Source organism: Mesorhizobium sp. 131-2-1 (assembly GCF_016756535.1).
Taxonomy (GTDB): Bacteria; Pseudomonadota; Alphaproteobacteria; order Rhizobiales; family Rhizobiaceae; genus Mesorhizobium.
In genome coordinates this window covers 4,585,466-4,594,341 of sequence record NZ_AP023247.1, presented here as the reverse complement: position 1 = coordinate 4,594,341, position 8,876 = coordinate 4,585,466, and the positions used below count along the sequence as shown (strand labels likewise).

General features: G+C 61.8%; 17 protein-coding genes. 8 read left to right on the top strand and 9 right to left on the bottom strand.

Annotation, left to right across the window (positions count from 1 at the left end):
• Positions 1–41 precede the first annotated feature (41 nt).
• The gene (locus JG743_RS22405) at positions 42–833 is read right to left on the bottom strand and encodes a DUF1236 domain-containing protein (protein ID WP_202292911.1); all 792 of its coding nucleotides are present in this window, start codon (positions 831–833) and stop codon (positions 42–44) included.
• Positions 834–1,057: 224 nt separating this feature from the next.
• On the opposite strand from JG743_RS22405, the gene JG743_RS22400 reads away from it, so the two are divergent.
• From JG743_RS22400 to JG743_RS22390, 3 genes are all read left to right on the top strand, one after another.
• The gene (locus tag JG743_RS22400; RefSeq protein ID WP_127284198.1) at positions 1,058–1,357 is read left to right on the top strand and encodes a DUF1236 domain-containing protein; all 300 of its coding nucleotides are present in this window, start codon (positions 1,058–1,060) and stop codon (positions 1,355–1,357) included.
• A gap of 215 nt (positions 1,358–1,572) precedes the next feature.
• A complete protein-coding gene (locus JG743_RS22395) occupies positions 1,573–1,794 on the top strand; it encodes a hypothetical protein (protein WP_202292910.1) in 222 nt (73 codons plus the stop codon).
• A 152-nt stretch (positions 1,795–1,946) separates the two neighbouring features.
• The gene (locus tag JG743_RS22390; RefSeq protein ID WP_202303171.1) at positions 1,947–2,363 is read left to right on the top strand and encodes a hypothetical protein; all 417 of its coding nucleotides are present in this window, start codon (positions 1,947–1,949) and stop codon (positions 2,361–2,363) included.
• Positions 2,364–2,393: 30 nt separating this feature from the next.
• On the opposite strand, the gene JG743_RS22385 is transcribed toward JG743_RS22390, so the two are convergent.
• From JG743_RS22385 to JG743_RS22380, 3 genes are all read right to left on the bottom strand, one after another.
• Positions 2,394–2,675, bottom strand: a complete 282-nt coding sequence (locus tag JG743_RS22385; RefSeq protein WP_202303169.1) for a hypothetical protein — start codon at positions 2,673–2,675, stop codon at positions 2,394–2,396.
• Positions 2,676–2,899: 224 nt separating this feature from the next.
• Complete coding sequence (locus tag JG743_RS34600; protein ID WP_274608504.1) at positions 2,900–3,031, bottom strand: hypothetical protein; 132 nt, start codon at positions 3,029–3,031, stop codon at positions 2,900–2,902.
• Between the two features lie 195 nt (positions 3,032–3,226).
• Entirely contained in the window at positions 3,227–3,550 is a 324-nt protein-coding gene (locus JG743_RS22380; protein ID WP_202292909.1) for a hypothetical protein, read from the bottom strand.
• A gap of 164 nt (positions 3,551–3,714) precedes the next feature.
• Here JG743_RS22380 and JG743_RS22375 point away from each other — a divergent pair, with 164 nt between their 5' ends.
• Positions 3,715–4,032, top strand: coding sequence for a hypothetical protein (locus JG743_RS22375; RefSeq protein WP_202292908.1), 318 nt, complete (start codon positions 3,715–3,717; stop codon positions 4,030–4,032).
• A gap of 9 nt (positions 4,033–4,041) precedes the next feature.
• Here JG743_RS22375 and JG743_RS22370 read toward each other — a convergent pair whose 3' ends face one another.
• Entirely contained in the window at positions 4,042–4,371 is a 330-nt protein-coding gene (locus JG743_RS22370) for a DUF982 domain-containing protein (RefSeq protein ID WP_244672869.1), read from the bottom strand.
• A gap of 199 nt (positions 4,372–4,570) precedes the next feature.
• On the opposite strand from JG743_RS22370, the gene JG743_RS22365 reads away from it, so the two are divergent.
• Together JG743_RS22365 and JG743_RS22360 are read left to right on the top strand one after the other, a co-directional pair.
• Positions 4,571–4,870: a DUF1236 domain-containing protein gene (locus JG743_RS22365; RefSeq protein WP_202292907.1), complete on the top strand. Its 300-nt coding sequence runs from the start codon at positions 4,571–4,573 to the stop codon at positions 4,868–4,870.
• 108 nt (positions 4,871–4,978) lie between these two features.
• The gene (locus tag JG743_RS22360; protein ID WP_202292906.1) at positions 4,979–5,188 is read left to right on the top strand and encodes a hypothetical protein; all 210 of its coding nucleotides are present in this window, start codon (positions 4,979–4,981) and stop codon (positions 5,186–5,188) included.
• A 3-nt stretch (positions 5,189–5,191) separates the two neighbouring features.
• Here JG743_RS22360 and JG743_RS22355 read toward each other — a convergent pair whose 3' ends face one another.
• On the bottom strand, positions 5,192–5,404 hold the full coding sequence (locus JG743_RS22355; RefSeq protein ID WP_202292905.1) for an RNA-binding protein: 213 nt from the start codon (positions 5,402–5,404) through the stop codon (positions 5,192–5,194).
• Between the two features lie 185 nt (positions 5,405–5,589).
• Here JG743_RS22355 and JG743_RS22350 point away from each other — a divergent pair, with 185 nt between their 5' ends.
• Together JG743_RS22350 and JG743_RS22345 are read left to right on the top strand one after the other, a co-directional pair.
• Positions 5,590–5,844: a DUF2934 domain-containing protein gene (locus tag JG743_RS22350; RefSeq protein ID WP_202292904.1), complete on the top strand. Its 255-nt coding sequence runs from the start codon at positions 5,590–5,592 to the stop codon at positions 5,842–5,844.
• 413 nt (positions 5,845–6,257) lie between these two features.
• Entirely contained in the window at positions 6,258–6,485 is a 228-nt protein-coding gene (locus JG743_RS22345) for a hypothetical protein (protein WP_202292903.1), read from the top strand.
• A 68-nt stretch (positions 6,486–6,553) separates the two neighbouring features.
• Here JG743_RS22345 and JG743_RS22340 read toward each other — a convergent pair whose 3' ends face one another.
• The 3 genes from JG743_RS22340 to JG743_RS22330 form a co-directional block, all read right to left on the bottom strand.
• On the bottom strand, positions 6,554–6,754 hold the full coding sequence (locus JG743_RS22340; protein ID WP_202292902.1) for a hypothetical protein: 201 nt from the start codon (positions 6,752–6,754) through the stop codon (positions 6,554–6,556).
• A 208-nt stretch (positions 6,755–6,962) separates the two neighbouring features.
• Positions 6,963–7,166 carry a hypothetical protein gene (locus JG743_RS22335; RefSeq protein ID WP_202292901.1) on the bottom strand — a complete coding sequence of 68 codons (204 nt, stop codon included), beginning with the start codon at positions 7,164–7,166 and terminating at the stop codon, positions 6,963–6,965.
• 708 nt (positions 7,167–7,874) lie between these two features.
• Positions 7,875–8,447 (bottom strand): hypothetical protein, encoded by a 573-nt coding sequence (locus JG743_RS22330; protein WP_244672868.1) that lies wholly within the window; start codon positions 8,445–8,447, stop codon positions 7,875–7,877.
• Positions 8,448–8,876: the final 429 nt, after the last annotated feature.

The window sequence follows — 8,876 nt, the reverse complement described above, 5'->3', positions numbered from 1 at the left end:
AGGGCGCGGCGGGCCTGGTGACGCGGCCTCGTGAACGCGCGTCAGGTCAGGATGATGACGATCTTCAGCGTGTCCGGATCGACGATCACGATCCTGCCGTCGGCCAGCACGAAATATTCGTAGGCTTCGTAGGCTGGAACGATCTTGACGATGCGCGCCGGCAGGCGATGCAGCCGCACCTTGTGCCGGGGCACTTCGACGCCGACGGAGATGTCGAAATCGACCCTGGCGACCGGCGAGACGTTCGTCTCCCGGATCACATTGGTGATCTCGGTCTTCTGTTCGACCGTCACATTGGTGATCGATGCGGTCGAGCCCTGGTCGGTCTGGGTCGAGGTCTTGCCCTGGGCCTGCTCCTCGGTGGTGGCGCCGGCCTTGCCCTGCGCCTGCTCATCCGTCTTCAGCTTCGGCTTGCCCTGGGCCTGTTGCTCGGTGGCGGTGCCGGCCTTGCCCTGAGCCTGTTCCTCGGTCTTCGCCTTTGCCTTGCCCTGGGCCTGCTCCTCGGTGGCGGTGCCGGCCTTGCCCTGCGCCTGCTCATCCGTCTTCAACTTCGGCTTGCCCTGGGCCTGTTCCTCGGTGGTTGCGCCGGCCTTGCCTTGCGCCTGTTCGTCGGTCTTCACCTTGGCTTTGCCCTGCGCCTGTTCCTCGGTCTTCATCTTGGCCTTGCCCTGGGCTTGCTCACCGGCATTGCCGCCCTTCTGGCAGTCGGCAGCGCCGGCGACACAATTGGCGTCACCGCTTGGCTGGACCTCGGCCGGCGCCTGTGCCTGGGCCATCGCGGCGCCGCAACCGACACCGAGCGCGAGCATGCTGGTGATCAGAATCTGTTTCATGAGAACTCTCCTCGAAGTGTAGTCCCTTCGTTGGGGTAACCCTCACTCGGGACCTTTGTTCCGAAGCAAATCGGCCGCCTTTCAAAGCAAGTCGGCTCGGCCACGAAGTCAAAAAAATGCCCGGAACAAGCCCAGTGCCGTGACGTTAACGACCGAGGCGGCCCGGCTGCGGACGGCATTTTGCGCGTGGTGGAAGAGGTCGCCGGTCAAGACAGGAGACCATCATGAGACTGCATCTCAAGACAGCCGCCGCAGGCCTGCTGCTGCTCGCCGGCATGGGCGCCGCGGCCGCTCAGGATGTCATCATCGAACCCCAGCAGGAAACCATCATCCGGGAATATGTGCACAAGCAGCCGCTGGCTTCGGTCAAGCTTCCTGGCGTTGAGCTCAATGTCGGCACCGCACTTCCCGATACGGTAGAGCTGCGCGAAGTTCCCAACGTGAAATACCGTTACGTGGTCGTCGACAACCAGACCGTGCTTGTCGATCCGGGAACTCGCAAAATCGTGAAGATCATCCAGTAACCTGAAAAGGCAGTCCGCCGCTTGCCGGAGCGGTGGGCGGGCCACCCGGTATTATTTCGTGACCATTATATGCAGATATATGCAGGAACCTTCCCTCTCGCCGTGCGTTGCCGCGTCTGACTTTGTGCTGCCTCATTAGTAGGCAGTACTCAGCAGGGCAACGAATCAAGCGACCGGCGAAGAAGAAACGGGTTGGGGGAGGGAGCATAACTGTTATGTCGAAACGTGAAATCGGAACATCCCTGGCATTGGGGATGCGTGTCGCCGACCTGCGGGCCAGGATGCGAAACGCCCGCATTACCGAACATGAGATGAAGACTTTCCAGAAGGTCGTCGCCATCATGGGAGGCGCCGACGGCTCCCTAAGCATCGACGCCGACGACCTGATCGCGGCCTCCTTCGTTGCCGAGACGGTGGGCGACGGCGCGCCGAACTGAGCGCCGCCGGCGGCTGCGTGTCGGGCCAATTTTTGCAGGACTCGCGAAATTCGCAGTGCGGCGTATAATTCCCAAGCCGCCCGTATCGAATAGGGGCATGCGGGCGCTTGGAAGCTGGCAGTGCTTCCGCCTATCTGTGCGGGATCACGACAATGCCACGCGACAAGGTCTCGGCAAGCGACAGCGAAATTCTGCGAAGTGCTTTTCGCCGGGCGATCATTCAAGGGAAGATTCCAGAAAGCCAATGGCGCGAATTCGCCGCGCAGATGGTCCGCGATTTCACCGGCTTTGAGACCGTCGATCCTGACTTCGTGGAATGGATCGCGCGGAAGTCAGGGCATCCGGAGCGGAAGCCCCCGAAATATCTCGATCACAAGCTGGAATGCCCATACTGCTTGACCATCAGGCTGAGAATTCCCGAGGATGCCGGTCCAGACACGCCGATTTTTTGCGATGATTGCGGAAAATACCTTGGCACCTGGGATGAGTTACAAACCGACTTTGAGAAGCAAGGCGGCAACAACGGAGTATTTCACCTCGAAAAGGGCCGCATCAGGCGGATCGGTTAGCGCTCGGCGGCGACACCTCTGGCGACACCTCTAGTGTCGACCTTTCAGGAACTTGGCCTCGCGAAGCAGCGAGTTCCAATCAGTCCCTATCAGCTTGATCAGCCGCTCGGCTTCATCCTCGCTGATACCAGTCTCCCTCGCCAGTCGATCGGCCAACAGTTTTAGGGGGGCCTGGTGCTCATCCCCATCGTTGATTGTCGGCCACATAGGTTCCTCCAATGAAGAGGAACCGCTGAAACTAACTTTTGTTTCGAGCCGCTCTTTGCTGACAAGGCTTTTTCGTCCGGTCGCGGAAATCCTGTAGCGAGGCATAGCGCAGATCCTCCGCACTGCGGAGGTGCTTCACACGCCGATCAGCCCCGGCTTGACCCATTGGGTCGCCGGCCGCGTCTTAGCCTTCGGAGCCACGCAGGCGCGTTCCTGGACGGAACGGTTGCCCGTGAATGGGGACAATCCGGCCGGCATTTCCAACGACAGGAGGCGAACTTTGTTCTCGAGCCATCTTGCGAGAATCTCACCGAGCCGCAGCCTGCGGGCTACCGATTTGGGCGGTCCTCCGCCATAACGTTGAAAAGCACCAGGCACGCCAGTAGCGAGACGAATCCACCTAACAGATCGTCGCCCGTCAGGCCGGAAAAAAAGACGAAATCAAACGCCGACACGGCCATTGTTCAACTCTTGGAAAACGCACCAAGATAGAACTGTTAGAGAGTTCTAATGTTCCGCCCATGGGCCAAGCGATAGCGTCCTGGCGAGGACCGGACCGCCATTTCCGATTTGGCTCGTTAGATTGACACCCTACTAGCCAAACAGACATCTGCCTCGCTCTCGGCAGGGTATCCGCGCGCCTGCCAGCGTCGGCCTCACACCTCGTCGAAAGGTCCGCCGCGTCTTGCCGGATCGCGCGCGATGGCCGCTTCTTCGGCATCGTCGGGCAAGGCCTCGTCGCTCTCCTGGTAGGGATTGTCGTCGTCCTCTTCCGGCAGGGCGCCCGCCTTCTCGATGCCGGTGGTTCCCGGCACTTCCTCTTGCGGTAGGGCGCCGTCCGGCAGGATCCTGGCGCCCTTGATCGCGTCCCAATCCTGCTGGCTGGGTGAGGGCGCCTCGACCTCGTCGTTTGGCGCCTGGGCCTTGTCGCCGGCCACTGACGGCTCGACCTCGTCATTCGGTTTCTTGCGTGGTCCCATGACTGCCTCCTTTGGCTCGCCACTGAAACTCCGGTCTCAGGATTTGAACTCGCGGCCTGGCCCCCGGTTCCCGCGACGCCCTCGCCGGAGAGGGGGCGCCCGGCCGGCGCCAGGGAACCAATCGGCGCCCGCATCCTTTTCCGGACAAGGAAAGGAGCCAGACCATGAGACCTTTCGCCTTTGCGCCATGCGCGCTTCTGGTCATGGCGCTGGCCGGTCCGACGGCCGCTCAGGACAGCAACGACCAGACGCAGGCGCCCGCCGGCCCATGCCAGGCCGAGCCGCAAGTGCCAGGCAGTGCCGACCAGAAGCCGGCCGCCGACACCGGCACGGACAATGGACTCACCGGCAAGCTCAAACCTTGCGGCGGTGTGCTGCAGCCGCCGCCGACCGGCGACCAGGGCATGGCCCAGCCGGCGCCCGAGCAAGGCAACATGCCGGTGATCAGGCCAGGCGAGTTGCCGCCGCAGCCCAAGCAATAGCGATGAAGGTCAGCGCGGGTGTCGGTCGCGCCCGGCGTGCGTGGCGCGCATCGTCCTGACCCTGGCCCGGCGCAGCGTCGTCACCGGATCGATGCCTGTCCAGATGATGCCGGCCGCCCTGGCGAAGGCCATGAAGGCGCGCCGTGTCTGCGCCAGGGTTGCGTCTCCGGCTCGTGCCGCCTCGCAGGCGCCGAGCGCCTTGGCGTGGAGCGCGTCGTTCTCGGCCAGCGGCCATTCCTTCAGGAAATTCTGCATTTGCGCCAGCGATGCGATGTCGCGCCTGAAGCCGGCGCCAACGGCGATGGCGACCGGCGGGTCGAATGGCATGTCCTCAATCATTTTCGCGCCTCCGCTTGTGAATCATTCGCCTTCAATGCGGCGCATGGCGGCAGGGTTCCGGCATGGATCAATTCGTGCCCGCCAGCGGAACAAGAGCCATGCCGCGGCGTTTGCCTTTGAGAGCCCGCCAATTCGAACTCTCATGCTTCCGCAGGCCGCGGAGGCGGCGACGCTCGCAACCAACCAACAGGAGGCAGACATGAAAATCGCCCTTATTCCTGCTGTCGCCGGCCTGGCGATGATTGCCGGCATCGGCGCGGCCGTCGCGGATCAAGTGATCGTGACGCCCGAGCAGCGCACCGTCATCCGCGAATACGTTCACAAGCACCCGCTGGCCTCGATCAACCTTCTGGGCGTCGAGCTCAATGTCGGCTCGACCTTGCCTGATACGGTCGAGCTGCGGGAGGTTCCCGACACCCAGTACAGATACACGGTCGTCGGTGACCACACAGTGCTGGTCGATCCCGGCACGCGCCGGGTTGTCGAGGTTATCGAGTGATAACCTAGGTCATCGAGTGATGGCCGGATCCGGCTAAGCATGACGGCCCCGCCGCTTCCCTGGCGAAGCGGCGGGGCGAGGGGTTTTGGGTGGGAAAGGAGCACGTCCATGTTGCCGCATGTCGAGACCCGAAACTCAGAGAATGTGGCGGCTTGTTGCGACAAGCTGCTGGCCGAGCGGGGTACCGGATTGCTGTCGATGAAGGATGCGATCGACGAGCTGCGCCGGCGCACCGGCACCGAGCGTTCGGATGCCGATCTCGCCGGCCTGATCACCAAGAAGGCGGCCTTGCTGGGCGTCGCCGTCCTGGCCGAGTAGGAGCTAGGCCCTGCGACGCTTCGAAAGCGCTCGCCACAGTTCCGTTTCGTCCGTCACACCGATTTGGAAAACGCTGAAGACGTCTTCCGCGAGCGCTTCCCTCTGTTCCTTGTCTTTCAGGGCGAGACGGCGCTCGGCGCACAGCTTGTCGAACACCCGCTGGATCAAGTCCAGATCAGCGGGTTCATATATTCCGCCGTGGCCATGCGTTGGCATCTGCCGCCTCAAATGCGGCCTGCGGCACGATTATCTCATACAACCGACTCGTTGCGAAGGACTTCGACTGCCCCATTCGTCAACTGAGCACCTGTCTCGCTCTCCACCCAAGACGCCGGCTCAAATTTCGGCTAATCTTTGCCGGGGATTTGGACCCACCGATTGGACCCAGCACGGAGGCAACAGTGACGGACGACAGGCAGGAACGCATTCGCCAGCGGGCACACGCGATCTGGGAACAGGCCGGCCGGCCTGAAGGCGCGGACATGCAGCATTGGGACCAGGCCACGGCCGAGATCGATGGTGAGGCCGCCAAGCCGAAGAAGAAGGCGGCGCCGAAGAAGGCTGCCGCCAAGCCTAGCAAAGCCGCCGCCGCCAAGACGGCAAAGCCGGCCGCCGCCAAGCCAAAGGCAGCCAAGCCGAAGGCGGGCAAAGGCTGAACGCCAGGCTGACCACATGCGCCGCCGTGTGTGGCGTATGTGGTTCGCAGCAATTTCCGTTACGCCGTGGCGTCTTCTGCATCCAATAGCGCGACTCGATCTCGCGCCGCCGCGCATCGAGGGATCGCCCCTGGGCAGGCTCTGCGCCGGATCGCACGCAAATTAGCTAAGGCTAATAAAATCGGCTATAGTGCGTAGCCAGCCAGCGGCTATCCCCCCCTCGAAAAAACGGCGTTGGTCAGGCTCAGCGGCCCGCCCCCCGAGTCCGCTGGGCCGCCCCCTGCGAAGGGCATCGTCGTCGTCCGTCTTCGGATCGAAATCGACCGGATCGAAATCGACGGCATGGCATTCCGGCCAAGCCAACGAAAAGACCCGCCGGCCCTGCCGGCGGGAGGAGGTTTGGAGTAGCCAGAGTGCATCTGGCGAATGAAAAACGATTGCGAAGCCGTTTTGTTGCAACGGCGCGGCGCCGCCTTCTCCTCGGCGCCTTGGCGCACCTGCGACCGGAACCTTTAGCTGTCGCTCATGTTGTCCTTCCAGCACCCATCTTTGCGAAGGAGCACGTCATGAACAACATCATCTGGCTGGTTGGAGCCGTGGTCATCGTCATCGCGATATTGAGTTTTCTTGGCCTGAGGTAACGGCCGGCACGGAGCCGGCGGCACTTGCGTGGCGAGACAGGTCTTCGCCACGCCCATGCGCCATTCCTCTAGTGCCGGGAGCGCCTGTCGGCGTATTGCGCCACCGCGCACAGGAAAGCCAATGCAGCGGCGTCGCACGCTTTGCGCGACGGGCCCTTGGCGAAGAGGACCGCATCCGCGGCCGGCACGGTCAGTCCGTGCTTCCTGGCAAACGCGATGACTTCATAAGGCTGCTCGTCAGGTAGATTGTTCTCGTAGTCGTACTCCATCGATTACATTCCTCCCTGTTCGCGATTTCGCCCTCCTTCGCCTGCCGCGAATTTAACCCCCGGCAGGCCGTGCGAGTCCACCAATTGGCAATTGCGTGAAACGTTCCATTCCGTGTGCGGCGGCTCGCTGGTTGTAGGAATGAAAACCCATGCGCGGCAGGCGAACCACGCGGACGCGGGGAGAGCCAATGTGGAGGCCACTTCGCGCTCAATACGGCGGACGACACCACCAGAAAGCCTCGGCTTCCTCTTTGGACGTCATCGGACGGATCTCCCATGAATCCGTTCTCGCGATGTAGCGTTTCCAAATGGGCGTGCCTTCAACACTGACGCTTTCGTGCCAGTCGGTAAACCCCATCAGCGGCAACAACGCTTGTCGGATCGAGCGAAGCCGCAGTGCTGCCGTGCCCATGGGAGAGGCTCCCTTCGCTGTTGCGGCACTCCCGCCGTAGCGTTGCCAAGCCGATTTCCAGCGGCTCGGCGGTCATGGGCGGGGGCTCGGGGTCTGACCGCCGGGCCTACCGGCAAACGGGGTTAGGGTTGCCGGCTGGCAAATTATAGGCCGATCATTGGAATATTCAATTTTCCTAAAATGGCGCGGGAACAAAATCTGGCGCGTCTCATTGGAAATGCCGGCCGGAAGGCATGGCCCCACCATCCTTCCGGTCTCCTTGTGAAAGGCCCGCTGCCATGTCAAGGCGGCGGGTTTCACATTTTAGGGATTGCTGAAACATAAGCCGGCTTGAGCCGTTTATTGTTCGCCAGATTGTACCTCTGGTGACACGGTAGACCTCCCGCCGGCTTCGGTCGGCGGGCTTTTTAGCGAGAGCTAACGGAACGGAAAAGGCCGTGCGATATTGAATCAAATTCGATGTTGCGGGGCGTTCTAAGCGTAAGCGTGCCGGCGGGGGGCGGTTGGAGTTCATCGAGCCTCTGATGCCTACCCTCGTGGACCTCCCGAGGGCGATGGCTGGATTCATGAAGTCAAGTTCGACGGCTACCGCTCCCAGATCATCAGGGATGCCGAGGGCGTGCGCATCTTCACCCGGCGCGGCCTCGACTGGACGTCGATATCGCGACCTACGACTGGAAGCCGACTTTCGACAAGCGCTAGGATGGCTCAGGTCGCCGGCGCCGCATGGTGCAGGGGTTGTTCTTCAATGCCGTCGGACAGATCAGACAGAGATGCCTCGCGTCCGGCTGCGTCCCGCAGGACGAATGTCGCGATCAGGAAGGCCTGCACTAGCACCAGGGCGTAGGTGGCCAGAATGACGGTGCAGGGCACGACGAAATTCAACTGCGGCACAGCGCCAAGCACGACCGGGGCGGTCCAGGATACAGCGGAAATGACGCCGCAGCTGATCAACGCCGTCTTGGTGCGGCCATTGATCCCCGACAGAAGCTGATGGCCGATCCGCTGGCGTAGGAACGGCAGCACAAGCCGGTGAATGGCCAACCCGTTGATCGACAGGATGGCGACGATGGTCACCTTGGCCCAGATCTTCGGGTTCATCAGCTTTTGCGGTTCCGTCACCTGATAGAGCAGTAGGAATCCGATGCCGGAAATCCAGAGAATCAGGAGCCCTATCGCCACAAGGCGGCTGATCCATCCAACATGGCCAACAAGCTCGGCGGTCACGACCGTTCGACGGTAGCGTGCCAACAGCAGATCGAGGAAGACGGCGCCGCCCAACCCGAAAACCAGGCCCGCGAAATGGAGCAGCCGAAGCAGTGTGCGGATGTAGGATGCCAAGACCGGCGCCAAACTCAGCGAGAAATCCAGACCGCTCAACTTCCCCCCGAAAAGGCGCAAAGATATGTTCACGCCGCGATAGCGCGTCGCTGCGCACGAACACCGTCATTGTTGATTTGCATTCACGAATCCGCTCGGACCGGAGATCCGACGCGGGGCTCATCTATTTAATCATGAGTTTAGGTGTCAAGTATTAAATGCAAAGAATCCAGCGATTTCAGGGCCCGTATCGCGCGGAAGCATCTACGCGTTGCCGTCCGTCCCGCTGTCCTCGTCGATCGTTCGCACCGGTAGAAGGCGTTGGTCTCCAGCCATTCGCGCACGATGATCTGATGAGCTCGTTAGCGACCGCTAATTTATTCAAATTGT

Coding starts and splice junctions, on each gene's coding strand:
- JG743_RS22405 (WP_202292911.1), bottom strand. CDS start 833: ATGAAACAGATTCTGATCACCAGCATGCTCGCGCTCGGTGTCGGTTGC.
- JG743_RS22400 (WP_127284198.1), top strand. CDS start 1,058: ATGAGACTGCATCTCAAGACAGCCGCCGCAGGCCTGCTGCTGCTCGCC.
- JG743_RS22395 (WP_202292910.1), top strand. CDS start 1,573: ATGTCGAAACGTGAAATCGGAACATCCCTGGCATTGGGGATGCGTGTC.
- JG743_RS22390 (WP_202303171.1), top strand. CDS start 1,947: ATGCCACGCGACAAGGTCTCGGCAAGCGACAGCGAAATTCTGCGAAGT.
- JG743_RS22385 (WP_202303169.1), bottom strand. CDS start 2,675: ATGCCTCGCTACAGGATTTCCGCGACCGGACGAAAAAGCCTTGTCAGC.
- JG743_RS34600 (WP_274608504.1), bottom strand. CDS start 3,031: ATGGCCGTGTCGGCGTTTGATTTCGTCTTTTTTTCCGGCCTGACGGGC.
- JG743_RS22380 (WP_202292909.1), bottom strand. CDS start 3,550: ATGGGACCACGCAAGAAACCGAATGACGAGGTCGAGCCGTCAGTGGCC.
- JG743_RS22375 (WP_202292908.1), top strand. CDS start 3,715: ATGAGACCTTTCGCCTTTGCGCCATGCGCGCTTCTGGTCATGGCGCTG.
- JG743_RS22370 (WP_244672869.1), bottom strand. CDS start 4,371: ATGATTGAGGACATGCCATTCGACCCGCCGGTCGCCATCGCCGTTGGC.
- JG743_RS22365 (WP_202292907.1), top strand. CDS start 4,571: ATGAAAATCGCCCTTATTCCTGCTGTCGCCGGCCTGGCGATGATTGCC.
- JG743_RS22360 (WP_202292906.1), top strand. CDS start 4,979: ATGTTGCCGCATGTCGAGACCCGAAACTCAGAGAATGTGGCGGCTTGT.
- JG743_RS22355 (WP_202292905.1), bottom strand. CDS start 5,404: ATGCCAACGCATGGCCACGGCGGAATATATGAACCCGCTGATCTGGAC.
- JG743_RS22340 (WP_202292902.1), bottom strand. CDS start 6,754: ATGGAGTACGACTACGAGAACAATCTACCTGACGAGCAGCCTTATGAA.
- JG743_RS22335 (WP_202292901.1), bottom strand. CDS start 7,166: ATGGGCACGGCAGCACTGCGGCTTCGCTCGATCCGACAAGCGTTGTTG.